Origin of the sequence: Olleya marilimosa CAM030 (assembly GCF_000518485.1) — a bacterium.
GTDB lineage: Bacteria > Bacteroidota > Bacteroidia > Flavobacteriales > Flavobacteriaceae > Olleya > Olleya marilimosa.
The window spans coordinates 121,345-147,753 of sequence record NZ_JADR01000006.1; the positions used below are offsets into that span (position 1 = coordinate 121,345).

General features: G+C 32.3%; 23 protein-coding genes. 14 read left to right on the forward strand and 9 right to left on the reverse strand.

The genetic code is table 11. From position 1 onward, the window contains the following. Nucleotides 1–2: 2 nt before the first annotated feature. From M890_RS0107925 to M890_RS0107950, 5 genes are read left to right on the forward strand one after another with little or no spacing between them, the layout of a single operon-like run. Complete coding sequence (locus tag M890_RS0107925) at nt 3–1,469, forward strand: RagB/SusD family nutrient uptake outer membrane protein (RefSeq protein WP_028283019.1); 1,467 nt, start codon at nt 3–5, stop codon at nt 1,467–1,469. A 34-nt stretch (nt 1,470–1,503) separates the two neighbouring features. After that, complete coding sequence (locus M890_RS16935; protein ID WP_232219142.1) at nt 1,504–3,492, forward strand: carbohydrate binding domain-containing protein; 1,989 nt, start codon at nt 1,504–1,506, stop codon at nt 3,490–3,492. Nucleotides 3,493–3,540: 48 nt separating this feature from the next. Continuing rightward, nucleotides 3,541–5,172, forward strand: a complete 1,632-nt coding sequence (locus M890_RS0107940) for a glycoside hydrolase family 16 protein (protein ID WP_028283020.1) — start codon at nt 3,541–3,543, stop codon at nt 5,170–5,172. 2 nt (nt 5,173–5,174) lie between these two features. Further along, nucleotides 5,175–7,475, forward strand: coding sequence for a beta-glucosidase BglX (gene bglX, locus M890_RS0107945; protein ID WP_036597312.1), 2,301 nt, complete (start codon nt 5,175–5,177; stop codon nt 7,473–7,475). Beyond that, nucleotides 7,472–8,269 (forward strand): glycoside hydrolase family 16 protein, encoded by a 798-nt coding sequence (locus tag M890_RS0107950; protein WP_036597313.1) that lies wholly within the window; start codon nt 7,472–7,474, stop codon nt 8,267–8,269. Before bglX ends, M890_RS0107950 begins: the two co-directional genes overlap by 4 nt. Nucleotides 8,270–8,357: 88 nt before the next feature. On the opposite strand, the gene M890_RS0107955 is transcribed toward M890_RS0107950, so the two are convergent. Continuing rightward, nucleotides 8,358–9,092: a Crp/Fnr family transcriptional regulator gene (locus tag M890_RS0107955; RefSeq protein ID WP_315897448.1), complete on the reverse strand. Its 735-nt coding sequence runs from the start codon at nt 9,090–9,092 to the stop codon at nt 8,358–8,360. Between the two features lie 51 nt (nt 9,093–9,143). Between M890_RS0107955 and M890_RS0107960 the strand changes: the two genes are divergently transcribed. The 9 genes from M890_RS0107960 (at nt 9,144) to M890_RS15950 (ending at nt 18,802) form a co-directional block, all read left to right on the forward strand. Then, nucleotides 9,144–11,516: a heavy metal translocating P-type ATPase gene (locus M890_RS0107960; RefSeq protein ID WP_028283024.1), complete on the forward strand. Its 2,373-nt coding sequence runs from the start codon at nt 9,144–9,146 to the stop codon at nt 11,514–11,516. A gap of 181 nt (nt 11,517–11,697) precedes the next feature. Continuing rightward, a complete protein-coding gene (gene ccoS / locus M890_RS0107965) occupies nt 11,698–11,901 on the forward strand; it encodes a cbb3-type cytochrome oxidase assembly protein CcoS (RefSeq protein ID WP_028283025.1) in 204 nt (67 codons plus the stop codon). A 2-nt stretch (nt 11,902–11,903) separates the two neighbouring features. Further along, nucleotides 11,904–14,099 (forward strand): cytochrome-c oxidase, cbb3-type subunit I, encoded by a 2,196-nt coding sequence (gene ccoN / locus M890_RS0107970; RefSeq protein WP_028283026.1) that lies wholly within the window; start codon nt 11,904–11,906, stop codon nt 14,097–14,099. Nucleotides 14,100–14,105: 6 nt separating this feature from the next. Then, nucleotides 14,106–14,297 (forward strand): cytochrome c oxidase subunit IV, encoded by a 192-nt coding sequence (locus tag M890_RS0107975; protein WP_028283027.1) that lies wholly within the window; start codon nt 14,106–14,108, stop codon nt 14,295–14,297. After that, complete coding sequence (locus tag M890_RS0107980; RefSeq protein WP_028283028.1) at nt 14,294–15,256, forward strand: cbb3-type cytochrome c oxidase N-terminal domain-containing protein; 963 nt, start codon at nt 14,294–14,296, stop codon at nt 15,254–15,256. The genes M890_RS0107975 and M890_RS0107980 overlap by 4 nt, the downstream gene beginning before the upstream one ends. An 11-nt stretch (nt 15,257–15,267) precedes the next feature. Then, the gene (ccoG, locus tag M890_RS0107985) at nt 15,268–16,692 is read left to right on the forward strand and encodes a cytochrome c oxidase accessory protein CcoG (RefSeq protein WP_028283029.1); all 1,425 of its coding nucleotides are present in this window, start codon (nt 15,268–15,270) and stop codon (nt 16,690–16,692) included. A gap of 12 nt (nt 16,693–16,704) precedes the next feature. Then, nucleotides 16,705–17,151: a FixH family protein gene (locus M890_RS0107990; protein WP_028283030.1), complete on the forward strand. Its 447-nt coding sequence runs from the start codon at nt 16,705–16,707 to the stop codon at nt 17,149–17,151. After that, entirely contained in the window at nt 17,152–17,853 is a 702-nt protein-coding gene (locus M890_RS0107995; RefSeq protein ID WP_028283031.1) for a sulfite exporter TauE/SafE family protein, read from the forward strand. A gap of 124 nt (nt 17,854–17,977) precedes the next feature. Beyond that, nucleotides 17,978–18,802 carry a universal stress protein gene (locus M890_RS15950; protein ID WP_036597315.1) on the forward strand — a complete coding sequence of 275 codons (825 nt, stop codon included), beginning with the start codon at nt 17,978–17,980 and terminating at the stop codon, nt 18,800–18,802. Between the two features lie 25 nt (nt 18,803–18,827). On the opposite strand, the gene M890_RS0108005 is transcribed toward M890_RS15950, so the two are convergent. The 8 genes from M890_RS0108005 to M890_RS0108040 form a co-directional block, all read right to left on the reverse strand. Beyond that, nucleotides 18,828–19,463 (reverse strand): hypothetical protein, encoded by a 636-nt coding sequence (locus M890_RS0108005; RefSeq protein ID WP_028283032.1) that lies wholly within the window; start codon nt 19,461–19,463, stop codon nt 18,828–18,830. Between the two features lie 4 nt (nt 19,464–19,467). Then, entirely contained in the window at nt 19,468–19,908 is a 441-nt protein-coding gene (locus M890_RS0108010; protein ID WP_028283033.1) for a hypothetical protein, read from the reverse strand. Nucleotides 19,909–20,170: 262 nt separating this feature from the next. Next, nucleotides 20,171–21,544 (reverse strand): MBL fold metallo-hydrolase RNA specificity domain-containing protein, encoded by a 1,374-nt coding sequence (locus M890_RS0108015; protein WP_028283034.1) that lies wholly within the window; start codon nt 21,542–21,544, stop codon nt 20,171–20,173. A 4-nt stretch (nt 21,545–21,548) separates the two neighbouring features. Beyond that, nucleotides 21,549–22,394 (reverse strand): restriction endonuclease, encoded by an 846-nt coding sequence (locus tag M890_RS0108020; RefSeq protein ID WP_028283035.1) that lies wholly within the window; start codon nt 22,392–22,394, stop codon nt 21,549–21,551. 3 nt (nt 22,395–22,397) lie between these two features. Beyond that, the gene (locus M890_RS15955; protein WP_028283036.1) at nt 22,398–23,231 is read right to left on the reverse strand and encodes a universal stress protein; all 834 of its coding nucleotides are present in this window, start codon (nt 23,229–23,231) and stop codon (nt 22,398–22,400) included. A gap of 136 nt (nt 23,232–23,367) precedes the next feature. Next, on the reverse strand, nt 23,368–24,204 hold the full coding sequence (locus M890_RS0108030; RefSeq protein ID WP_028283037.1) for a universal stress protein: 837 nt from the start codon (nt 24,202–24,204) through the stop codon (nt 23,368–23,370). 86 nt (nt 24,205–24,290) lie between these two features. Further along, the gene (gene hemN, locus M890_RS0108035; RefSeq protein ID WP_028283038.1) at nt 24,291–25,655 is read right to left on the reverse strand and encodes an oxygen-independent coproporphyrinogen III oxidase; all 1,365 of its coding nucleotides are present in this window, start codon (nt 25,653–25,655) and stop codon (nt 24,291–24,293) included. Nucleotides 25,656–25,740: 85 nt separating this feature from the next. Further along, entirely contained in the window at nt 25,741–26,400 is a 660-nt protein-coding gene (locus tag M890_RS0108040) for an HAD family hydrolase (protein WP_028283039.1), read from the reverse strand. Between the last annotated feature and the right edge of the window lie 9 nt (nt 26,401–26,409).

Consider the following 26,409-nt stretch of genomic DNA (forward strand, 5'->3'; position numbering starts at 1 on the left):
CAATGAAAAAAATAAAATATATAATCGTCTTTTTAGTTTCGACTTTTACAATTATTTCGTGTAGTGATGATTTTGTAGATGTCGCTTCTCAAAATGAAAGTTCAGAAAACTATTTTAATTCAGAGCAAGATTATCAAGACGCTTTAATAGGTGCATACGATTTGTTACAATCCACCTATTTAAATGTTATGCTAGGAGAAATTGCATCAGATAACACTCTAGCAGGAGGAGAAAGTGCAACAGATGTTCCAGGAATTCAGCAAATAGATGATATGATTCATACACCTAATAACGAGCAATTACGTTCAATTTGGGGCTGGATGTTTGCTGGTGTAAATCGTGCAAATTACATCTTAGAGTTTCAAGATAAAATAGAGTTTAATGGTAAAGAAAATGTTTTAGCGCAAGCTAGATTTTTAAGAGCCTATTATTATTTTGAGCTAGTGAAATGGTTTGGAGATGTGCCTTTAATTGTTGATCAACGTTTCTTATTTGGAGACCAATTTGAAGTGGACCGTACACCAAAAGCCCAAGTTTATGCACAAATTGAATTAGATTTAATTTATGCAGCAGATAATTTACCATATACTCAAACGCAATTAGGTCGTGTAACTAAAGGTGCAGCAGAGGCTTTATTGGGTAAAGTTTACTTATATCAAAATAAATTTGGTGCAGCTGCATTAGTTTTGGAAGACTTAATAAATTTTGGTCCTCATGATTTAGTAGCAGATTATACAACCATTTTTGAAAACGATAATGAGAATAGTATCGAGTCTGTGTTTGAAGTACAATATGCCGATTTAGAAGGTGCTGGATTTGGATGTTTACAATGTAGTGAAGGTAACGTAGCTGTTGGTTTTAACGGAATCCGTAATTATAATGGACCATTGTTTGATTCTGGTTTTAGTTTCAATGTGCCAACTCAAGAAGCTGTGGATGCTTTTGAGAGTGATGATCCAAGATTAGAAACCGCAATTTTAGATATTAATGCTTGGGCTACTGCTACAGGAGCAACTTTTGGAACAGGTAATGAGCATACAGGTTATTACAACAGAAAATATATAGCACGTCAAGGCGATTCTAATATTGGTGATCAAAACTTGACCAATCCTAATAACTACAGAGCTATTAGATATGCAGATGTGTTATTAATGGCAGCAGAAGCTTTAAATAGAGGGTCTATAGCAGATGACAGAGCTCAAAATTACTTAAATCAAGTAAGACAACGTGCTTTTGGTGATATGGACCACAACATTACGGTTACAGGAAGTGCCTTAACAGAAGCAATTTATCAAGAACGTCGTGTGGAATTAGTAGGTGAAGGACATCGTTTTTTCGATTTAGTTAGAACGGGTCGTGCAGCTTCAGAAATTGATGGTTTTATTTCAGGTAAGCATGAAGTATTTCCTATTCCTCAAATTGAAATAGAATTAACAGGTAATCGTTGGACACAAAACTCTGGTTATTAATAAAATAAATATGAAAATTAAAACACAACATAGCATGAAAAATTTTAAGTACATCCTTAGTTTATTCATAGTAGTAGCATCTATTATTGGTTGCTCTCAAGATGATGATTTACCAGATGTTAGTGCTTTACCAGCACCAACTAATGTAGCAGCTGTAATAACAATTGCTCAAGATAATTCTGGTTTAGTAACCATTACTCCAACAGGAGAAAATGTGGCTAATTTTAGAGTTAATTATGGTGATGACTCTGGTACAGATTCAGGACTTTTAAATCCTGGTCAAAGTACTCAAAACACATATTTAGAAGGAACTTACGAAATCGTAATTGCTGCTGCAGGTATTAATGGAAAAACAACTACTGTAGCACAAACTATAGTAGTATCATTCCAAGCACCAGAAAACTTAGTAGTAACTATCGAGAATGATCCAACGGTGTCTAGACAAGTAAATGTGATAGCTACAGCTGATTTTGCAGTGTCTTATCAAGTAGAGTTTGGAGACGCAGCAGCAACAGTTTTAACATCTAATATTGGTGACGTAACTTCATTTGTATATGATGAAGCTGGTACTTACACAATTACAGTAACAGCTAATAGTGGCTCAGTAGATACTATTTCGTACACAGAAGATTTTGAAGTAACAGAAATATTAGCACCTTTAACTCCAGCTCCAACGCCTCCTAACAGAGACGCAGGTGATGTTGTATCTATTTTTAGTGATGCATATGCTAACATTACTTTAAACGAATTGCCAACAGTTTGGTCTGCTTCAGGTTTTGAAGCGACTACTATAGGTAGTGATAATGTTTGGAGATTAACAAATTTAGATTTTGTAGGTATGGTTAGTAACTACGATAACGGAATAGATGTTTCTGCTATGGAAATGTTACATATCGATTATTGGGTACCTTCAGGAACTGATAACGAATTATTAGTAAAAATTGTTAACACTATTGATGGTGGTGAAGATGTCGAGTCTTTAGGCGCAACAGTAGGTGGTTCTTGGCAAAGTATTGATATTGATATGACAGGTTTTGATGGAGGAAACTTGGCAAACACACAAAAAATCACACAAATTTTAATTGATGCAGATGTAGTTGCAGATATAGTTTATATAGACAACTTTTACTTTTATAAGCAAAGTGCTACTACTGGAACATTTGATGATGGATTGTTAACTAATGGTGATTTTGAAAATGGAAGCGAAGCTTGGATAATTGGTGTAGATGATGCAGCTATTGCTCCTGTAGTTACAAATAGTGGTAATACTTACTACTCTGTAGATGTAGTTACTGCAGGAAATCCATACGATGTAAACTTAAGTCAAAAAGTTGAAATTATCCAAGGTAATACTTATACACTAACATTTGATGCTTGGTCAGATGTAAATAGAGCTATTGTTGCAGGAATTGGTTTAAGCGCAGACCCTTGGTCTAATGATTCTCAATCAGTAGACATTACAACTACTAGCACGACATATTCTTTAACACTTAGTGCAGCAGATTTTGGAGCTATTGATGCTCGTGTAATCTTTGATTTAGGTGCAGCAGTGGGTATGGTTAATATTGATAATGTGTCTTTAATTATTGGTACAGGTAACACTGTAGTTAATGGTAATTTTGAAAGTGGAAGTGAGGCTTGGATTATAGGTGTAGATGATGCATCTATTATACCTGTGGTTACAGTTGCAGGTAATACATATTATTCAGTAGATGTTACTACAGCAGGAAATTCTTACGATGTAAATCTTAGTCAAAAACTAGAAATAATTCAAGGTAATACTTACACACTAACTTTTGATGCTTGGTCAGATGTAGATAGATCAATTATTGCTGGTATTGGTTTAAGTGCAGATCCTTGGTCTAACACTACAGAAACGGTGGATATTACAACAACAAAAACAACATACACATTGACTTTAGTTGCAACAGATTTTGGAGCTCCTGATGCTCGTGTTCTTTTTGATTTAGGAGCACAAATAGGTATGGTTAATATTGATGACGTGTCTTTATCAAGTAACTAGTTATAAATCTATACTTTATTTACAGCAATTAATATTAAAAAATAGAAGATGAAAAATAGATTTAAAATAATAGCATTTATTCTTGTAACTGCCTTGTTTTCTGGTTGCCAAGAAGAAGACCAAACTTTTGGAAACATAGTTGCACCATCAAATATTGTTATTGTACCAGAAATAGTTGGTCAAGATGCAACTAATCCAAATGGAGATGGTAGTGGTGTGGTTAACTTTACAGCAACAGCAGATAATGCATTAAGTTATAAATTCAGTTTTGGAAATGCAGAGCAAAATGCTCCTTCAGGAGTTACATCATACACGTTTTCAAATTTAGGTGTTAATACATACACAGTAACAGTAGTTGCTTATGGTACAGGAGGTGTTTCTTCAACAGCTACTATAGATATTGATGTTTTAGCAACTTATGCTCCACCAGCAGATTTATTAAGTGCATTGGTTGGTGATGGTTCTAAAACGTGGAGAATTAAGTCAGAAAAACAAGCACATTTTGGACTTGGACCAGTGGGTGGTGCTGTTGCAGCAGAATGGTATGCAGCAGGTCCTGGTGAGAAATCTGCAACAGGTATGTACGATGATCGTTATATTTTTAATGCAGACGGAACATTTACTCATATAGTTAATAGTACGAATGATGATCCTACAGTAGACGTTACAGGTACTGTTTTTGGAAGAGAACCTTTAATTACAGAGTTAGGTCCACACAGTGAGACTCCTGTTGGTGCAGATATAGAAAATTATCCTTATCAAGATTATTCAGAAAACTGGGTAATTACAGCACCTGGTGGAGTAGAAACAATAAACATTACTGGTTTAGGGTTTATTGGATATTATACAGGTGGTGATCATAAATATGAAATTTTTAGTCGTGATATTCCAAATGAGTTTACTATTAGAACAACTGATGGTAATAGTGAGTTTGATTGGTGGTTTATAATAACTTCTGAAGAAGAAGGTGCTACCACAGGATTTGAAACCATTTACACAGATTTACTTTGGTCAGATGAGTTTGATACCAATGGAGCGCCAAACCCAGCAAATTGGACTTACGATTTAGGGAATGGAACAGATGGTTGGGGAAACCAAGAAGCACAAACTTACACCAACAATTTAGAGAATGCAGAAGTTATAGACGGAGTATTGAAAATTACTGCAATATCAACAGGAAGTGGGTATACCTCTGCAAGATTAAAATCAGAAGGTCTTTTTGATTTTACTTATGGACGTGTAGAAGTTAGAGCAAAACTTCCATCAGGAGGAGGTACTTGGCCTGCAATTTGGATGCTAGGTTCTAATTATCAGACAAATGTATGGCCAGCTTGTGGAGAAATAGATATTATGGAACATAAAGGTAACCAGCAAAACACAATACATGGTACGTTACATTATCCAGAAGCTTTTGCAGGTAGTGCAGACGGAAGCACTACAGTAGTTGATGCTGCTTCAGATCAATTTCATAATTATACTGTAGAGTGGTCTCCAGATGTTATAAAAATATTGGTAGATGATACAGTATATCATACCTATACAAACACCAGTGCTTCACCTTTTAATAGTGATTTTTTCCTAATTCTAAATGTAGCAATGGGAGGAACTTTTGGTGGAGACATAGATCCAGCATTTACACAGTCGTCTATGGAAATTGAATATGTAAGAGTTTATCAATAAATATGAAGATAATAAAATATTATGTATTAGTCTTAGCTAGTTTTCTCATTACCTCTTGTAATAATGGTAATGAGAAAAACTTAGCTTTAAATACGACTACGACCTCTAAAAATTCGGATATCGAAACTAAAGTATCAGATTTGCTAGCAAAGATGACTTTAGAAGAAAAAATAGGTCAAATGAACCAGTATAATGGGTTTTGGGATGTAACAGGTCCTGTCCCTGAAAATGGAGACCAAGCAAAAAAATACGAACATTTAAGAAAAGGTTATGTAGGATCAATGCTTAATGTTAGAGGAGTAAAAGACGTTAGAGCAGTCCAGAAAATTGCAGTAGAAGAGACGCGTTTAGGGATTCCATTAATCATTGGTTTTGATGTGATTCATGGTTATGAAACCTTAAGTCCTATTCCATTAGCCGAATCCGCGAGTTGGGATTTAGAAGCTATTAAAAAATCTTCAGAAGTTGCAGCTAAAGAAGCTGCTGCAGCAGGTATAAATTGGACATTTGCGCCAATGGTAGACATTTCTAGAGATGCACGTTGGGGACGCGTAATGGAAGGTGCAGGAGAAGATACTTATTTAGGGTCTAAAATTGCAATTGCTAGGGTAAAAGGGTTTCAAAGTGACGACCTATCTTCTCATTTTTCAATTGCAGCATGTGCTAAACACTTTGCAGCTTATGGGTTTGCAGAGGCTGGACGTGATTACAATACTGCAGATGTAGGGACTTCTACTTTAAATAATATCATTTTACCACCTTTTAAAGCTGCCAAAGAAGCTGGTGTTAGGACGTTTATGAATTCGTTTAACGAGCTTAATGGTATTCCTGCAACTGGAGATAAATATTTACAACGTGATATTTTAAAAGGAAAATGGGGTTTTGATGGCTTTATGGTTTCAGATTGGGGTTCAATTACAGAAATGATTGCTCATGGTTATGCTAAAGATGGTAAACAAGCTGCCCAATTAGCAGTTAATGCAGGTTCTGATATGGATATGGAATCCTATTTATATGTAGAAGAGCTTGCAGGTTTAGTAAACCAAGGTAAAGTAGATATTAAGCTTATTGACGATGCTGTAAGCCGAATTTTACGCGTGAAATTTGAGTTGGGTTTATTTGATGATCCTTATAAATATTTAAATGAAACTAGAGAAAAGCAAGTCATTGGAAGTCAGGAAATTCATGATGCAGTTTTAGATATGGCTAAAAAGTCCATTGTACTGCTTAAAAATGAAAATAACCTTTTACCATTACAAAAAGAAGGACAAAAAATAGCAGTCATTGGTGCTTTAGCTTCAGATAAAACAAGTCCATTAGGAAGTTGGCGTATAGCTGCTAAGGATAGCACAGCTGTTTCTGTTTTAGAAGGATTAAATCAATATTCAGGAAACAAGATTACCTATTCAAAAGGTGCAGATGTCGCTTTAGGTAAAACCGAATTTGCGATTGAAGTAAACATAAACAACACAGATAAAAGTGAGTTTGCAGAGGCAATTAACAACGCTAAGCAAGCAGATGTTGTAATTATGGTTTTAGGAGAACATGGTTATCAAAGTGGTGAGGGTAGAAGTCGTACAGACTTAGGCTTACCAGGTGTCCAACAACAGTTACTTGAAGAGGTTTATAAAGTTAACAAAAACATAGTTTTAGTTTTAAACAATGGAAGACCATTAACTATTACTTGGGCAGACGATAATATTCCTGCAATTGTAGAAGCATGGCAATTAGGAACACAAAGTGGTAACGCTATTGCTCAAGTATTATATGGCGATTATAATCCAAGTGGTAAATTACCAATGACTTTTCCAAGACACGTTGGACAAGTTCCAATTTATTACAATTACAAAAGTACAGGTAGGCCTACTTTACCAGGTAAGGACGTGGTGTTTTGGTCACATTATCAAGACGAAACAAATGATCCATTATATGCTTTTGGCCACGGTTTAAGTTACACGACGTTTGAGTATAGTAACTTAAAAATTAGTAATACCTTTTCTAATGATGAAACCATAAAAGTGTCTGTTGATCTAACAAACACAGGTAAATTAAAAGGTAAAGAAGTCGTGCAATTATATTTAAAAGATGTATTTGCTAGTGTTACAAGACCTGTAAAAGAATTAAAAGGTTTTGAATTAGTTGAATTAAATCCAAATGAAACCAAAACTATTCAATTAGTTTTAACTAAAGCAGAACTTGGTTTTTATAATAACCAAGGAGAGTTTAACGTCGAAACTGGAGATTTTGAAGTCTATATTGGAGGAAGTTCTAAAACTGTTTTAACAGATACATTTAAGTTATGATTAAAGGATTTAAACTAATATTAGTAGCCTTAATATGCTTTGCTTGTAAAGAAGAACATAAAAATCAAGCTAAGCTAAATAATGATAAACCAGCCTTTAGTTTTATTGATCAATTTGATGGGACGCAATTAAACGATGCTAATTGGAATTACGATTTAGGAGATGGTTGTCCAAACTTATGTGGTTGGGGTAATAATGAAAGACAAATTTATACTAAAGAAAATGTATCTGTAACAGACGGTAATTTAATAATAACAGCTACTAAAGATTCGACTGGATATTATTCAGGAAAAATCACAACTAAAGACAAAATTGAATTTCAATATGGTACAGTAGAAGTTAGTGCCAAATTGCCAAAAGGATCAGGATTATGGCCTGCATTTTGGATGTTAGGTAATGATATTGATACTAATACTTGGCCTGCTTGCGGTGAAATTGATATTTTAGAATATGTAGGTAAGGCTCCTCATCAAATTCATACGACGTTACATACGCCTGACAGTTATGGTAAATCTGTTAATACAAAAATTACAACTATAAAGGATATAGAGGAAGGGTTTCATAATTATAAAACACAATGGACTAAAGACTCTATTTCATTTTATATAGATAATAATTTAGTGTACACCTTTTCACCAGAAATTAAAAATGAAAAAACCTGGCCTTTTGACAAGCCCTTTTATATCATATTAAACCTTGCAATAGGTGGGAATTTTGGAGGTCCAGAAGTGGATGATTCTATTTTTCCGCAAGAATTTATTATTGATTATGTAAAGGTTTCAGGTTTAAATTAAAATAATAGTGGATTGATAGTTTAAATTACCTTAAACAAAAAAAGGATGTCATTATTGATATCCTTTTTTTTATAAATTAATTTTTATTTTACTCCACACGTTTTAAAGCCTGCTCATCTTCAATTTTTATTTGCTTTCCTTTGGTACTAATAATGCCTTCCTTTTTAAATTGAGATAAAATTCTAATAGCACTTTCTGTTGCTGTACCAACAATGCTAGCATAGTCATCTCTAGATAATGTTAAAGCTAAATAACCATCTGCATCATTATCAAATTTGTTTTTAACGTACAATAAAGTTTCAGCTAAACGTTGCTTTACTGTTTTTTGAGCCATATCCACAAGACTATCATCCGCATCTCTTAAATCTTGAGCCATTCGTTTTAAAAGATCCATAGAAAAGTTTACATTTTTCTGTAAATCATCTAATATTTCTTGTTTGGGTATAAAACAAATTTGCATATCATTTAAGGCTACAGCAGTTAAATTAGAACATTCATTACTAACCAAAGAGCGTTGTCCCATCATACCACCTTTTACAGATAATTTGACGACTTGATCTTTACCGTTTTCGCTTAATTTAGTCAGTTTACAAACGCCTTCTCTAATGCAATAAATACCATTTAATGCTTCACCTTCTCTAAAAATTATGTCACCTTTTTTGACTACTCGTCCAGTTTTACATGCAGACACGCGCACTAATTCCTCTCTTGTCAAGGTGTTTAAACTATTAAATTGCCTGACAATACAATGTTCACATTTACTCATACCTAATTTTGTTGCAGTATACCAAAAGTATACAATACCTGATATGACAAATATCATATATTAATTAATCACAAAATGTAACCTTTGTTACAGGTAAATGAGCAAATTATGGAATCAAAAGTATGTTATCATTGTGGCGATAATTGTACAGATACAACAATACTAATAAAGGATAAACCTTTTTGTTGTCAAGGTTGTAAAACAGTTTATGAAATCTTGTCTGAAAGTGACTTAACATGTTACTACGACTTACAATCGTCTCCTGGAGCAATACCAAAGGAGATAGAAGGAAAGTATGATTTTTTATCGCAAGATAAAATTATAGAGAAGTTAGTCGAGTTTGACGACGGTAAAACTCAAATAGCTACACTTTATATTCCGCATATTCATTGTAGTTCTTGTATATGGATTTTAGAAAATCTTAATAAATTAAATCCAGCAGTTTCTTTATCTCAAGTCAATTTTGGTAAAAAAACAGTACGAGTTTCTTATAACACCGAAGCTTTTTCGCTTAAACAACTAGTCCTTCTATTAAGCTCTGTTGGATATGAACCCTACATTAGTTTAGACGATTATAAAACAGGACAAGAAAATGTCAACCGTAGTTTAATTTATAAATTAGGCGTTGCAGGTTTTGCTTTTGGTAATGTGATGTTTTTATCATTTCCAGAATATTTTGAGGTAAATGAGTTTTGGTTAGAGCAATACAAGCATGTCTTTAGGTGGATTATGTTTGCGTTTTCATTACCTGTTGTGTTTTATGCAGCTCAAGATTATTTTATTTCGGCTTTTAAAGCTATAAAAACTAAAATATTAAACATAGATATTCCAATAGCTTTAGGCGTAGTTGTTCTGTTTTTAAGAAGTACTGCCGAAATTGTTTTTGACATAGGTTCTGGTTTTTTTGATAGTTTAACAGGTTTAGTTTTCTTTTTATTATTAGGAAAGTTTTTTCAGCAAAAAACCTATTCGTTCTTGTCTTTTGAGCGCGATTACAAGTCGTATTTCCCAATAGCAGTTACTAAAATTTTTAATAACGAAGAAGTGCCAGTTCAAGTATATGACATTAAAAAAGGAGATCGATTATTAATAAGAAATCAAGAATTAATTCCGGTTGATGGTATATTAATTAACGGAAACGCAAGAATCGATTACAGCTTTGTAACAGGTGAGTCCGAAACGGTTAAGAAAAGTTCTGGAGATAAGTTATTTGCAGGCGGTAAACAAACCTCTGGTGTTATAGAAATGGAAGCCATAAAATCTGTAGAACAAAGTTACTTGACACAATTATGGAGTAACGATGTGTTTAGTAAAAATAAAGAGGATGGTTTTACAACCCTAACCAATGCGATTAGTAAACGTTTTACAATTGCTGTTTTAAGTATTGCCTTTATAGCTACAGCATATTGGATGTTTATTGATAGTAGTAAGGCTTTAAATGTCTTTACAGCAGTCTTAATTATTGCTTGTCCTTGTGCAATTGCTTTAGCAGCTCCTTTTACTTTTGGTAATTTGTTGCGCATTTTTGGAAAAAAGAAATTTTACCTTAAAAATGCTTCTGTTTTAGAGCAGTTAGCACATATAGATACTGTTATTTTTGATAAAACGGGAACCATTACGTCTAATAAAAAAAGTGATGCTAAATATGAAGGTGTACCACTAAGTATAGATGAGGAAGTATTATTGAAAAACACCTTAAGAGGCTCAAACCACCCATTAAGTAGAGGGTTGTATGATATTTTAAAGGATAATGATATTGTAGCTTTAGATTATTTTGAAGAACATTTAGGACAAGGTATTGAGGCGTCTCATGCGACCCAAAATATAAAAATAGGTTCGGCTAAATTTGTAGGTTTTAACAACGATAGTGCAGTGTTAAATACAGCAGTACATATTAGTACAAATAAAGGTTACAAAGGAAAATATACTTTTTATAACAGCTATCGTAAAGGCTTGTCTAAGTTGTTTAATAAACTTAAAAAGCACTTTGATTTGGTCATCTTGTCTGGAGATAATGAAGGTGAATTAGAAAACCTTAAAAAGCTACTGCCAGCCAAAACTAAAATGCTATTTAATCAAAAGCCAGATGAGAAGTTAGAGTATATTAAATACCATCAATCCGAAGGTGCAAAAGTACTAATGGTTGGAGACGGTTTAAACGATGCAGGTGCTTTGGCACAAAGTAATGTTGGTATTGCGATTTCAGAAAATGTTAATGTGTTTTCTCCTGCTTGTGATGCCATTTTGGATGCTACAAAGTTTAACCAACTGTATCAATATATAAAGGCCTCTAAAAGTGCTATAAAGATTATAAAATGGAGTTTTTTATTATCACTATTCTACAATGTTATTGGTTTGTATTTTGCAGTAACAGGACAGTTAGCTCCAGTAATTGCAGCTATTTTAATGCCTTTAAGCTCGATTAGTATAGTCATATTTACGACGTTAGCAACCAATTGGGTTGGACGTAAACTGCAATAATTATTCAATATAAATATAGCTTTATATTAAACTTTGTCTGGTAGATTACAATAGTTTTTGATGTAGCAATATTAACATAATATAATGTTAAAAAAGTTTTTCAAAATTACTGTAAACATGATAAATGTCATCTTTTAAACAAGCCTACTAAATTACTTTTGTAGCATAACTTCTAATAGGTATGAGTGTTATATATATATTACTAACAGTAAGCATAATTATCGCAATTGTATTTTTTACAGCGTTTATAATGGCAGTAAAAAATGGACAATTTGATGATGGTTACACACCATCTGTAAGAATGCTTTTTGAAGACGAATTGGTTAAAACGCCAATTAAAACAATAAAAAAAACTAAAATCAAAAATAAGACTAATCACAATTAATTATGGAAATGCAGCAATTTTATTACGACAACAAGATTGTTAAAAAGTTTCTTTACGCTACTATACTCTGGGGAGTTGTTGGTATGCTTGTAGGACTCATTTTAGCGTTTATGTTTTTATTCCCTAACATGACAGATGGGATTTCATGGCTAAGCTTTGGTCGTTTAAGACCATTACACACCAATGCGGTGATTTTCGCATTTGTTGGTAACGCTATTTTTGCAGGTGTTTATTACTCGACACAACGCTTACTTAAAGCTAGAATGTTTAGTGACTTGTTAAGTAATATTAATTTTTGGGGATGGCAATTAATTATTGTTGGAGCTGCCATTACGTTACCTTTAGGTTACTCGACATCTAAAGAATATGCCGAGTTAGAATGGCCTTTTGATATTGCTATTGCCTTAATTTGGGTCGCTTTTGGTGCTAACCTTATTGGTACAATGTTAAAGCGTCGTCAACGTCACTTATATGTTGCTATCTGGTTTTACATTGCTACGTTTGTTACTGTTGCAGTATTACATATTTTTAATAGTTTAGAGTTACCTGTTAGTTTAACTGGTATGAAGAGTTACTCGGTTTACGCAGGTGTACAAGATGCCTTAGTACAATGGTGGTATGGACATAATGCGGTTGCCTTTTTCTTAACAACACCTTTCTTAGGATTAATGTATTACTTTGTTCCTAAAGCTGCTAATAGACCTGTATACTCTTACAGACTATCTATTGTACACTTTTGGTCGTTAATCTTTATATACATTTGGGCTGGACCACACCATTTATTATATACAGCGTTACCAGAATGGGCTCAAAATTTAGGAGTTGCTTTTTCTGTAATGTTATTAATGCCTTCTTGGGGAGGAATGATAAACGGATTATTAACGCTTCGTGGTGCTTGGGATAAAGTACGTGTTGATCCAGTACTTAAATTTATGGTAGTTGCAATTACTGGTTATGGTATGGCAACATTTGAAGGACCAATGTTATCGCTTAAAAACGTTAATGCAATTGCTCACTTTACAGACTGGATTATTGCACACGTGCACGTTGGTGCTTTAGCATGGAATGGGTTTTTAACTTTTGGTATGATATACTATTTAGTGCCAAAATTATTTAAAACTAAATTATACTCGTTACCATTAGCAAATCTTCATTTTTGGATTGGTACTTTAGGTATTATTATGTATGCTTTACCAATGTATGTAGCAGGTTTTACACAAGCTAGTATGTGGAAGCAGTTTAATCCTGACGGAACTTTAGTTTACGGTAACTTCTTAGAAACAGTATCAGAGATTATACCAATGTATTGGATGCGTGCAATAGGAGGTACGTTATACTTAACAGGTATGTTAATTTTAGTATTTAACGTTATAGCTACAATTAGAAAGGGAAGTGCTGTTGAGGATGAATTAGCAGAAGCTGCAGCTTTACAACGTGTATCTAACAAACGTGTATCTGGAGAAGGTTGGCACACATGGTTAGAGCGTAAGCCTATTAAATTAACTATTGGAGCAACTATCGCTATTTTAATTGGTGGTATTGTACAAATTGTACCAACTATAATGGTTAAATCTAATATACCTACAATTAGTAGTGTTAAACCATACTCTCCTTTAGAGTTAGAAGGTCGTGATATTTATATACGTGAAGGTTGTGTTGGATGTCACTCACAAATGGTTAGACCTTTTAGAAGTGAAGTAGAACGTTACGGAGAATACAGTAAAGCAGGAGAGTTTGTCTATGACCATCCATTTTTATGGGGAAGTAAGCGTACAGGACCAGATTTACATCGTGTAGGAGGTAAGTACTCAGACAATTGGCACTTTAACCATATGTATGATCCACAAAGTACCTCTTCAGGATCTATTATGCCAGCATACAAATGGCTTATAGATAATGCTTTAGATAAGTCTCAAATTGAAGAGAAAATGAAGGTAATGGTAACACTTGGGGTTCCATATACAGATGAAGATATCGCAAATGCACAAACGCAAATGCTTGAACAAGGAACACAAATTGAGAAAAATCTTTACAATGATCCGGATTTTGCAAAAGCTTATGAAGCTAGCAAGAAAAATGGAGGAACTGATTTTGTTGAAATGCGTAATCGTGAGATAGTTGCTGTAATAGCTTACTTACAACGTTTAGGTACAGACATAAAAGTAGACACAGTAGAAGAAACAACAGCACAAAACTAAATCGTCATGTTAAAATTTGTAAAAAATCACTTAGATAGTATTGCTGGTGTAGAGATATACCCAATCCTTTCATTACTTATATTCTTTGGTTTTTTTGTAGTCCTTTTTTGGTGGGTAATTACTGCCAAAAAAGACTACATCACCACTGTAAGTAATTTACCATTAGACTTAGATAACCAAAACGAAACCGAATTATGAGACATTTAATTCCATCATACGTCAGAGTGCCTGCTGTATTCTTTATTATTTTTGGATTAGTAGAGTATTTTGTAGACTCAGGAGACAAACCAGCTTTTTTAGAGTATCCAATAATCATGTTATTTTTATTATTAGTATTAGTTATACTAATTGCTATAGAAGGAATTGTTGGCGCTATTGAAAACGTATTATTTCAAAGTTTAGATGAAGCAGGTAAACAACGTTATTTAGCTAATCAAGCTAAAGTACCTCAGTTCACTAAGGTAAAGGCTTTGTATGCTAAACTTAAAGGTGATGATAAACCAATTGAAGAAGAACATGAAATTATATTAGATCATAACTACGATGGTATTAAAGAGTTAGATAATAACTTACCACCATGGTGGCTATACTCATGGTACGCATCTATGGTATTTGCTGTAATCTACTTGTTTAATTTTCATGTTACAGGATCTTCAGATACACAATATGAAGAGTTAGATAACGAATATGCTCAAGCAAAAATCGAAATTGAAGCTTATAAAAAGACCGCTAAAAACCTAGTAGATGTTAATTCTGTGGTGCTATTAACAGACGCTTTAGATTTACAAAACGGTAAAAAAATCTTCACAGAAAACTGTATAGCTTGTCACATGGCAGATGGTGGTGGAGGTATTGGTCCAAACCTAACAGATAAGCATTGGATTTTAGGAGGAAGTATAAAAAATGTTTTTCATACAATCTCTGAAGGTGGACGTTCTGGTAAAGGGATGGTCTCTTGGAAAAAAGATTTAAAACCATTAGAAATGGCACAAGTAGCAAGTTATGTACTGTCTTTACAAGGTACAACTCCTGCTAATCCTAAAGAAGCAGAAGGTGACCTTTGGCAACCAGAAGGTGCTGAAGATTTAGAAATACCTGCAGAAGCACAAGGTACAGACGTTTTAGAGGTAGAGAAATCTGTTTCAATGAACAATTAATAAATAAAACAATGGAAGCTCCAGATAACGAGAGTTTTAGAGACTCAATTGCAACTATAAACGAAGACGGTAAACGTGCTTGGGTATTTCCTAAAAAGCCAAGCGGTAAGTTTTACGATTACAGGAAAATAGTAAGTTATATTCTTTTAGTCTTTTTATTTGCAGCTCCATTTGTTAAAATTAATGGTAATCAGTTTTTACTATTTAATGTATTAGAAAGACGTTTTAATATTTTTGGTTTTCCTTTTTGGCCTCAAGATTTTCACCTATTTGTAATCTCAATGATTATTGGTGTTATCTTCATTACTGTATTTACAGTTGCATTTGGTCGTATATTTTGTGGATGGATTTGTCCACAAACCATTTTTTTAGAAATGGTTTTTAGACGTATCGAATATTGGATTGATGGTGATAGAGGTGCGCAAATGAAATTAAAACGTACTAAATGGACACCAGAAAAAATTAGAAAACGTGTTTTAAAACATACCATTTTTATTATTATTTCCTTTTTAATAGCTAATGTTTTTTTAGCCTATTTAATAGGTAGTGATAAGCTATTAAACTATGTTACAGAAGGACCAATTAAACACTTAGGGACTTTATTTCCATTGTTAATTTTTACTGGATTATTTTACTTTGTATTTTCTTGGTTTAGAGAGCAAGTTTGTATTATAGCTTGTCCTTATGGACGTTTACAAGGTGTTTTACTTGATAATAAATCTATTATTGTTGCCTATGATCACAAACGTGGAGAAGGAGAAAATGGACGTAAAAAGTTTAGAAAAAACGAAGACAGAGCAGCACTTGGTCATGGAGATTGTATAGACTGTATGCAATGTGTGCATGTATGTCCAACAGGAATTGATATTAGAAACGGGACACAATTAGAGTGTGTAAACTGCACAGCATGTATTGACGAGTGTGACGATATAATGGAAAAAGTAGGCTTACCTAAAGGTCTAATCCGTTATGCTAGTGAAGATAATATTGAAAAGAAAGAACCATTTAAGTTTACATTAAGACTTAAAGCATACATAGTTGTATTATTTATATTAATAGGTGTATTAATAGCAATGTTACAATTACGAAACGACGTTGAGGCACGTGTTTTAAGACTACCAGGTCAATTATTTGAACATAAAGCAGACAATATTATCAGTAACGTATTTACCTATAAACTTGTAAATAAAACAACCAAAGAGATTAATGATGTCAACTTTAAACTTAAAAAGTTTAAAGGAACAATTAAACTAGTATCAACAGATAAAAGTTTTGTTGTACCAGCACAAGGTCTTGCGGAAGGTACACTGTTTATTGAGTTAAACCAAAGTCTTATAAAAGGCGATAAAACAAAATTAACAATAGAAGTTTATAGTGGCAAAAAACTAATAGAAACCACAACAGTTAACTTTTTAGGACCTAGAAGCTATAATTAAATTATACGTATTATGAAATTAAATTGGGGAACAGGAGTAGTGATAGCATTTATACTATTTATAAGCTTTATAATGTATTTTGTTATTGCCATGAATACAGATAAAAATCTAGATCATGACTTAGTTAATGACAATTACTATAAGCAAGAATTAGAATATCAAAATGATATTAATAAAGAAACAAAGTCTAAAGAGTTAGACTCTAAAATCACTTGGAAAAAAACACAAGAAGGTATGCTAATTAGTTTTCCTTCAGAGTTGGATTACAACGACATTAAAGGTACAGTGTTCCTATATAGACCATCTAATAAACAACTAGATTTCGAAACCACAATTTTGTTGTCTAATCACAATTTGCTCATACCTGACAAACGTATGTTAGATGGTCGTTGGAACATTAAAATAGATTGGAATTACAAAGGTACCAATTACATGTTTAAAGAAGACGTCTTATACTAAATGTTAATTACAGCAATCATATTTGGATTATTAGGAAGCTTTCACTGCGTTGGTATGTGTGGTCCTATTGCCTTTATGTTACCTGTTGACAGAAGTAATTCTTTTAAAAAAATAACACAAATTGGCGCTTATCATTTTGGTCGTATTTTAGCTTATAGTATTATAGGTTTAATTTTTGGCGTCATTGGTAAAAGCTTGTATATATTTGGATTACAACAAAAACTATCTATCGTCATAGGGGTTTTAATGATTATAGTAATCCTTTTTCCTTATAAAAAATTAGGTCAAAATTTTATAGTAAAGCCTATTTACAAAGCTGTTGGTTTTGTAAAAAAACAAATGGGTCAAGCCTTAAAAAAGAAAACCACAGACACCTTTCTAACCATTGGCTTTTTAAATGGATTTTTACCATGTGGCTTAGTCTATATGGCAGTTTTTGGAGCCATAGCAACAGGTAATGCTTGGCAAGGTGGTTTATACATGGCTTTTTTTGGTTTAGGCACCATCCCATTAATGACCACAGCAATTTACTTAGGTAAATTTTTAAACGCTCAGGTAAAACAACGCATACAAAAAGCAATTCCAGTGTTTGTAGTAGTTATTGGCGCCTTATTTATTTTACGTGGACTAGGACTTGGTATTCCGTACATTTCTCCAAGTCCAGTGGTAGAGATGGTTAATAGTGCAATTGATTGTCATTAATAAACTGTTTTATTTTAACGCTTTCGCGGAAACAAAGCCAAGCCAACATAATCCTAAATTTACAAAAAGTCTAACTAATATTTTGTAAATTACAATACGCTAATTCAATCAAAATCAGATTATAATGCAAAATATACTATTACTTACAGATTTTTCTGAAAGCTCTAAAAATGCTATAAATTACACCTTGCAATTGTTGCAATCTAAAACCATTCAGTTTCATTTGGTATATGTACATAAAGCGTCAGCATTTACATCTGCAGATTTAATGACAACTGGTAATGCTAACTTATATGCTTCAATAGTAAAATCGCCTAAAGAAGATTTAGAGGATTTAGCAGCAGCACTTCATTTAAAATATAAAAATGACAGACATACATTTTTAACTCACATTGATTACGATGTGTTTACAGATGCAGTCAATCAAATAATCACACAAAACGCTATAGATTTAGTCGTAATGGGAACAAATGGTGTTACAGGAGCAGATGAGGTTGTTTTTGGAAGCCATACGCTGCACGTTATACGTAACGTATCTTGTCCAACACTAATTATACCTAAACACTTTAAGTTTTCTAAACCAGAAACGGTATTAATTCCGTTGGACGAAAAAGATGTTTTAAATGAAAAAAGGTTACAACAAGTGACAAACTTAGTGGACAAGCATACAAGTAAATATGATATTTTACGTATAACTGAAACAGCAACTTCTGACCAAGAAGATTTAAAATTATTAAACAAACTATTACAGTCAAATAATTTTATATATCATCAGGTTGTTAGTGTGCCAATGCATCATGTAGTTGATACTTATTTGCAAACTAATCCTATAGATTTTGAAGTATTTATAATACAAAAAACTAGCTTTTTAGAACGTTTGTTTAAAGGGTCTCCAATAACAAAACATAGTAAAATAGCTAGTGTTCCTTTGTTTGTTTTACACGATTAAAAGTGGACGTGTAGTACAGATAAATTTATTTTATTTCAGGAATAATACCATCATTTTCTAAAACCAAAATTAATAGTTTAGAATAATCGTTAACGGTTTGGTCAATATTTTCTGGATCTACAATATCAATATATCCTTTCCATATTAACGTACGATCTTTAGTTGGACAAAGACAATACACAGATGTTTCAGCATTATAAACCTGATACTCTTGGTAAGCGTCTGGATTAAAAACTTGATCTTGATACATTAAAAAATCGTCATTAAATTTTTTGTGATTTTTATCAAAATTAGAGTAGTCTTTTTTGTATTGAATTTTGTTTTTTATTCCAGCTACTTTTGTGAAAATTACAGCATCGAACCCTTCTTGTATTAGTTGGTGTTCTAGCGCTTTTAATTCGTCATCAGTTTTTTTAGATTCTAAAAAGTCTGCATCAAATTTATCTAAGCTAATAGACGCTTCAATGCCTCTTTCAATTAATTGTTTTTGTAGTTTTTTTTCAAATTGCGCTTTGGCAACTTCGTTGTTTGTTAAACCAACAATAAAAACTTTTTGAAGCGTATAATCATTAGCATCTGGACTTATCCAACGGTCTCTTAATTGCGTGCTATCGCAAGCATATAAAGCTGTAAGCAATAATATTAATAGTCCTTTTTTCATATTATTAATTTAATAAATGTTCATCTTTATCTGTTTTCATCAATCTTTTTACCAATTCAAAAACTTCAAACTTAACCGCTTTATAGTCGTAAAAAAAAGAACTTAATGTCTTTGTTAAAGCAATGTGGTCTTCTTTGTATTGTTTTTCTTTTTCAATTTCATCCTTACCATCAATCATAACACTTAATTCTTTTTCATGTTTAGTTAAGTCGTTAATTAGTGATTGATTACCTCTTGCAGTTCTTAGTAAAGCTGTAGTTACAATTTTAGCTCTATCTAAAATTTCAGCTCTAACTATTTTATGTGTATAATCGGTTAATAATTCTTCTAAAAAGACTTGTTCATCTTTTATAAAGTTAAGTTCTGATAACCACGTTTTAGACATGTTATGCATTCTGTCTGCACTATACCATTCTACAATTTTGGTTTTCTTTTCTGTTTTCATAATTTATTTCTTGTTTTTTAAAAAAAAACAGGAAGCATAACACTGTTAACTTCCTGTTTATTGATTACAAATTTTTGTACCACTTTTTTGGTATTACTTTGACTTAGTATACCATTTAACAAAACATAATTTTGTTGTTGATTAATAGCGTATCGTGGTATCAATTGTTTGCAATCTCTTACTACTCAGTTATTATTTTCTATAGTTAAAGGTACAAGGATTATTATAGTTGTACTATGATAAATGTCATGTAACTAATAACTTATAATTTAATTTTAATCACTTCATTTAATGTTGGACAATAACTATCCCAACCATATGTGTCTTTTAGTTTAATATGAAATGCTTGTTGTGCAGTTGCCTCTCCATGGATTAAATAAATTGCTTTTGGAGTATTTTTAATAGCACCTAGCCAATCCAATAAACCTGATTGATCTGCATGCGCAGATAAGCTATCAATATGTTTTACTTTAGCCTTGACAGGATAATATTTACCGTAAAATTTAACTTCGTGTGTGCCTTCTTTTAATAAGCGTCCTCTAGTACCTTCTGCTTGGTAACCTACCAGTAAAATGGTTGTCGTGTCATGGTCTATTAATTGTTGCAAGTAGGTTAATACGCGTCCACCTGTTACCATTCCACTTCCTGCTATAATTATTTTAGAACGAGGATCGTCAATGGTTTTCCAAGTGTCTGCATAAGAGGTAATTATATTAATATGCTTACACATTGCGTCATAGTCTGTTGCGGACAATTTATGCCACTTTGGAAACTTATTAAAAACTTCTAATACATTATTGCCCATTGGACTATCTACAAATATTGGGATATTTGGAATTTGATTTTTTTGATATAATTTAAATAGAATAAACATTAACGTTTGTAAACGCTCCACTGCAAAACTTGGGATGATTAAATTACCTCTATCATTTATGGTTTGTTTTATTATTGCAGCTAGCTTAGCTTCAATATCTTCTTTAGGGTGTAATTTGTCTCCATAAGTGCTTTCTACAAATAAATAGTCTGCACTATCTGGACGTTTTGGGTCGTTAAGTAAATAGTCATTTGTTCTACCTATATCTCCAGAAAAAACAAAACGTTTTCCTTCAATATCCAATTCTATAAAAGTGGAACCTATTATATGTCCATTGTAATTAAACCTATAAGAGATGTGGTTATTTAAAACAATCCATTTGTCTTGAGTTTGCACTTCAAATTTAGCAACAATTTGTTCGACCTCTTTTTGTGTGTAAAAGGGTAAAGCAGGTTGGTGTTTGGAGTAATGTTCTTTATTGGCTTTTTTAGCTTCTTCTTCGTTAATTTTAGCACTATCTTTTAAAATAATTTCGGCTATAGCCAGTGTTGGAGCAGTGCCAATTATAGTGCCTTTAAACCCTTGTTTAATTAATCTAGGTAAATAACCTACGTGATCTAAATGTCCATGCGTTAATAGTATGGTTTGTATGGAAGCCACATTTATTGGCAATGCCTGCCAATTTAAAAGTCTTAAATCTTTTAAGCCTTGAAACAATCCACAGTCTATTAATATTGAAGTGTCAAAAGCTTCAATTAAATATTTAGAGCCTGTAACGGTTTTTGCACCTCCTAAAAAGGTAATATTAACATGAGTATTCATAGCTTTATTTGGTGTTACACAATAATTTAATTTCGTTTAAAATTCTTTTTTTACGTATTGCAGATACACCTAAATGATCTAAATAAAAGGTATCATTTAATAAATCTTTACAAAGCACGACCTCTCTGTTTAATAAAAATTGTTTTTCTCTTTTAGTCAATAATGTAGAGGTTGTAATTGGATAAAGTTTTAATTGATCAATACGCTCCTTTAGACCATTATTTAAAGGATAATCCCAACTTAATAAGTATAAACCAATACAATTACCATATGTTTTGGCATCCTCTGTAAATCTTGTGTTAGTGACGACCCAACCTTGTGTCATGTTTGTTTTAGAATGATAGGTCGTGTTCCAATTAAGTTGAATGTCCTGAAACCTAGATTGGATATACAATGGTATTTTTACATTACAATTTAAACCAGCCTCACTATGAAACTTACACTCGACAAGAACAGTATTATTACTTTTTGTTGCTAGTACGTCTACTTCGTGCTTTACACATCTTCCGTTTATAATCTCGCCAACTCTTGTCTGATATCCTGAGGCTTCTAAAATAGCAGCAACGTAACGCTCAAACGGAAATCCTGTAGGGCCTAATTCGTAAATTGCTTTTTTTAACTTGTATTTAGACGCTAAGTGACTTTTAGTAGCTTTTAGCATAGCAAACGCACGATTGTAGATTTCTTTAGTAGAAATCCCTTGGAATAACTCGTCCCTAACATTAGTCGTAATTTTTTCCGCTAAGGCTCTATCTGCTCCAGATTTTATTAAGGAGTTTTTAAGTTTTTCAACTGAAAATTTAACCTGCTCTCCTGATGATTTTTTGATGTAAAGGTCATTAGTTATCATAATTTATTGATTATCTGGAATTACTAAAAATGGAACAGTAGGATTAAAGCCTATTTTTTTTATTACAGGTTCATTTAATAAGCGTTCCATTATGCTATGTTTATAATTAACCATAATTAGTAAATCAATATCTAGATCATTGATAAATGTATTAATGATTTCTGCTTTTTTATTATAGTTTGGCACAGAATGGTAATGCGTTTTAAAACCTTGGAGTCCCTTTTTTAAAATGGATAAATTGTATTGTTGTAAAGGAGCCAAATTATCATTAACCTGAATATTGATAACTCTTAGCGTAGCATTATTATCATATGTAAAGTCGTTTATAGTTTTAATCTCTTGATCTGTATAAAACCTATTTAAATCTGTAGAAAAAACGATTTGTTTTATAGGTTTATAATCATATTGATCTGGTACAATTAACGTTGGACACACTTTAATAGTGTTAACCAATCGTGTTGTATTACTACCAAAAAACAGCTGTTTATTTATAGAAACTCCTTTTGTACCCATAATAATTAAGTCTATTGGGTTTTCTGCAATATGTGCTTTGACAGCGACTTGTAAATCTATTAATTTTAATACAGTCTTAAAGCTGTGATTAGCATTTGCATCACTAGATTCTATTTGGTCCTTAACCTCTTTTAATTGTCGTTTACACTGCTGTATGGTGTTTTTTAAATACACATCTGACAAATTGGATAGGGAAGATGGTGTTAATGGATTAGCATGTAATATGTAAAATGTACAAACCTCATATTTATACAATTTTACAGCATATACTAAAGCACTCCATGCATTATCAGAAAAATCAGTAGGTAGTAAGATATGTTTCATATCCTTAAGTTTTAGGTTTACTTAAAGATATTCGAAATAAATGTTATTTGATATGATATATATTAGTTTTATAAAAAAGGGGATTAAAATGATAGTTCATTTTAATCCCCTTAATAACTAACTATCAAAAGTTTACTTATTTAATTCTGAAGGTTACCACAGGTAATGCTGCGTGGTTTGCGATATCTTCAGAGATACTTCCGGCTAAAAAATGTGTAAATCCAGTACGACCATGAGTGGCAACAGCTATAGCGTCTGCACCAGAAACATTTGCATAATTTAATACACCTTTTTCTACTGAATAATCTGAGATAAACTGTACTTCTGATAATTTATCTAAATTACCATCTGCTTTTTGTAAAAAGTTAGCAACCGTTTTTTCCATTTCAGAGGTACTGCTAAAGTTATCTCCTGGAGTATTAATATATACTAAATGTAAGTTAGAGCCTAAAGTTTCAAATAATTTAGACGCGTTTAAATACGGAGTGACTGTTGCTTCAGAAAAATCTGAAGCAAAGACAACATTATCAAAACTTAATGTTGTCGGTTTGTTTTTAACAACAAGAACTGGGATTTCTGCGTGACGTACTACTTTTTCAGTATTAGAACCAACAAAAATTTCTTTTAAACCACTGCTTCCGTGTGATCCCATAACTATTAAATCCACATTATGCTCTTTTGCAACATCATTAACTTCGCTAAAAACTTTAAAGTGTTTTACTATAGGTGTAACTTTTACATCTTTTAAAAAGTCTAAATCTAAAAACTCATTAAAACGATTTTCTGCTAATTTTAAAAAGAAAATAGTTTCTGATTGGATATCTGCTTCACCTTGAGTTAATATAGTTTCAGACATTTCTAGCATATGTAATGCAAATATTTCTGCATTATATTTTTTGGCCAATATTGCAGCAGATTCTAAAGCATATTTTGAATGATCAGAAAAGTCTACTGGTACAATTATTTTTTTCATGTTGTAAGTTTTTATGGTTGTGTTTTATGTTTTAAAGTTACCCATTGTATGGATAAATAGCGACCTTTTATAAATTAATTAACAATCTAAATGGTCATTGAAAATAGTTGGGTTTCTGGTTTGTTTCGCTGTAAAAGCAAATCAAAAGCCATACATATATTTCTAACAAAGGGTTTTCCTTTTTCGGTAATAAATATTTGATTTAATTCTATATTAAGTAACCCATCGTCCTGCATTTCTTTTAGTTTTATAAGGACCTCTGGAATATCTTCAAAATATAAATTATTTGCCATCCAATTAGTTTTAAAATGACACATTAAGTTTAAAATATGCTGCCTAATAATTAAATCTTCAGGCGATAATATGTGTCCTCTAAAAACAGGAATACTGTTATTTTCTAATAAATGATAATATTCCTCAATACCTTTTACATTTTGTGCAAAAGCATACCAGCTATCACTAATGGATGACACGCCTAACCCTATCATAACTTTGGTTTTAGAGGCAGTATAACCCATAAAATTACGATGCATAGTCTCTGATTGGCTTGCTTTGTATAAAGCATCTGTTTTAAGTGCAAAATGATCCATACCAATATCATAATAACCAGCTTGTGCCAATAATTTTTTACCTAGTTGATATTGATTTTGTTTTATACTTGGTGTTGGTAAATCACTGTCTTTGTAGCCTCTTTGTCCATTTCCTTTTATCCAAGGGACGTGAGCGTAACTGTAAAAAGCAATACGATCTGGTAATAATTGCTTAGTTTTTTTTATGGTATCTTCTACATGCGCTTCGGTTTGAAAAGGTAAACCAAAAATAATGTCGTGACCTATAGATGTGTAACCAATAGTTCTGGCTAATTCTGTTACATTTTTAACGTTTTCAAATGGTTGAAATCTGTGTATTGCTTTTTGAACAATAGGGTTGTAGTCCTGTACACCAAAGCTAACACGTCTAAATCCTAAATCAAATAAGGTTTGTAAATGAGTTTTTGTGGTGTTGTTAGGATGACCTTCAAAACTAAACTCGTAGTCCTCTGCTAGTTTAGCTTTGTATTTTATACCATTGATTAAAATTTTTAAATTTTCAGAATCAAAAAAGGTTGGTGTTCCACCACCAAGATGTAACTCTTTAATTACAGGTTTTTCGCCTAATAAATCACAGTATAACTGCCATTCTTTTAAGACAGCATTTATGTAAGGTAGCTCGACATCATGACGTTTGGTAATACGTTTATTGCAACCACAAAACGTGCAAAGACTTTCGCAAAAAGGTAAGTGAATGTATAAGCTAATACCTTCAGTACTGTTACTTTCATCAAAAGCTTTTTTAAGACTTTGTTTCCATTGTTTTAAAGAAAAAGTATCTAAATCCCAATATGGTACAGTAGGATAACTAGTATATCTAGGTCCAGCAACATTATATTTATTAACTAAAGACAAGCACATATTTTAACTATTTGATAAGTCAAAGTTAATGGGCTTGTAGCTTTTAAAATATGACATATGTCATACAGGTAGTAAAGCTTTAGTTTTAGTTTAGAATGTTGTAGATTTTACTATACTGTATGTCCTTAAAATGAGAAACAACTAGGTCTGCTTTACTATAATCTTGATTTTTAGAATGAAAACTATCAAAACCAATACAATAACTTCCAGCAGCTTTTGCAGCTTTAATACCATTAGTTGAGTCTTCAATAACAATACAGTGATGCTGTAAATGACCAGCTAATTGTGCAGCTTTTTCAAATATTTCGGGATGAGGTTTTGAGGCTTTTAAGTCTGCACCACTAATTTTAGCTTTAAAATATTGATCTAAATCAAAACGTTTAAAAACATTATTAATGGTTAGCATAGATGCAGAAGAAGCCAATACTAAGGTTAATCCATTATTGTAATAATCTTGAATAAGCTCCAAAACACCATCTATAAGCTGTAAACTAGGATCACTATGAAAAAGATTTATAAATATATCACGTTTATATTGCACTAACTCTTCTGGAGAATTATCTAATTTAAAATGGTCACACATACGTTTGCAAACGTTTATTGTAGATTGTCCAGTTGTAGATTCGTATAATTCATCCGATACTTCAATTTTAAAATAATCAAACATTTTAAAATAGGCTTTTTTGTGTAAAGGTTCGGTATCCACAATAACACCATCCATATCAAATAATACTGCTTTTAACATAGGTTTTGT

Coding starts and splice junctions, on each gene's coding strand:
- M890_RS0107925 (WP_028283019.1), top strand. CDS start 3: ATGAAAAAAATAAAATATATAATCGTCTTTTTAGTTTCGACTTTTACA.
- M890_RS16935 (WP_232219142.1), top strand. CDS start 1,504: ATGAAAAATTTTAAGTACATCCTTAGTTTATTCATAGTAGTAGCATCT.
- M890_RS0107940 (WP_028283020.1), top strand. CDS start 3,541: ATGAAAAATAGATTTAAAATAATAGCATTTATTCTTGTAACTGCCTTG.
- bglX (WP_036597312.1), top strand. CDS start 5,175: ATGAAGATAATAAAATATTATGTATTAGTCTTAGCTAGTTTTCTCATT.
- M890_RS0107950 (WP_036597313.1), top strand. CDS start 7,472: ATGATTAAAGGATTTAAACTAATATTAGTAGCCTTAATATGCTTTGCT.
- M890_RS0107955 (WP_315897448.1), bottom strand. CDS start 9,092: ATGATATTTGTCATATCAGGTATTGTATACTTTTGGTATACTGCAACA.
- M890_RS0107960 (WP_028283024.1), top strand. CDS start 9,144: ATGGAATCAAAAGTATGTTATCATTGTGGCGATAATTGTACAGATACA.
- ccoS (WP_028283025.1), top strand. CDS start 11,698: ATGAGTGTTATATATATATTACTAACAGTAAGCATAATTATCGCAATT.
- ccoN (WP_028283026.1), top strand. CDS start 11,904: ATGGAAATGCAGCAATTTTATTACGACAACAAGATTGTTAAAAAGTTT.
- M890_RS0107975 (WP_028283027.1), top strand. CDS start 14,106: ATGTTAAAATTTGTAAAAAATCACTTAGATAGTATTGCTGGTGTAGAG.
- M890_RS0107980 (WP_028283028.1), top strand. CDS start 14,294: ATGAGACATTTAATTCCATCATACGTCAGAGTGCCTGCTGTATTCTTT.
- ccoG (WP_028283029.1), top strand. CDS start 15,268: ATGGAAGCTCCAGATAACGAGAGTTTTAGAGACTCAATTGCAACTATA.
- M890_RS0107990 (WP_028283030.1), top strand. CDS start 16,705: ATGAAATTAAATTGGGGAACAGGAGTAGTGATAGCATTTATACTATTT.
- M890_RS0107995 (WP_028283031.1), top strand. CDS start 17,152: ATGTTAATTACAGCAATCATATTTGGATTATTAGGAAGCTTTCACTGC.
- M890_RS15950 (WP_036597315.1), top strand. CDS start 17,978: ATGCAAAATATACTATTACTTACAGATTTTTCTGAAAGCTCTAAAAAT.
- M890_RS0108005 (WP_028283032.1), bottom strand. CDS start 19,463: ATGAAAAAAGGACTATTAATATTATTGCTTACAGCTTTATATGCTTGC.
- M890_RS0108010 (WP_028283033.1), bottom strand. CDS start 19,908: ATGAAAACAGAAAAGAAAACCAAAATTGTAGAATGGTATAGTGCAGAC.
- M890_RS0108015 (WP_028283034.1), bottom strand. CDS start 21,544: ATGAATACTCATGTTAATATTACCTTTTTAGGAGGTGCAAAAACCGTT.
- M890_RS0108020 (WP_028283035.1), bottom strand. CDS start 22,394: ATGATAACTAATGACCTTTACATCAAAAAATCATCAGGAGAGCAGGTT.
- M890_RS15955 (WP_028283036.1), bottom strand. CDS start 23,231: ATGAAACATATCTTACTACCTACTGATTTTTCTGATAATGCATGGAGT.
- M890_RS0108030 (WP_028283037.1), bottom strand. CDS start 24,204: ATGAAAAAAATAATTGTACCAGTAGACTTTTCTGATCATTCAAAATAT.
- hemN (WP_028283038.1), bottom strand. CDS start 25,655: ATGTGCTTGTCTTTAGTTAATAAATATAATGTTGCTGGACCTAGATAT.
- M890_RS0108040 (WP_028283039.1), bottom strand. CDS start 26,400: ATGTTAAAAGCAGTATTATTTGATATGGATGGTGTTATTGTGGATACC.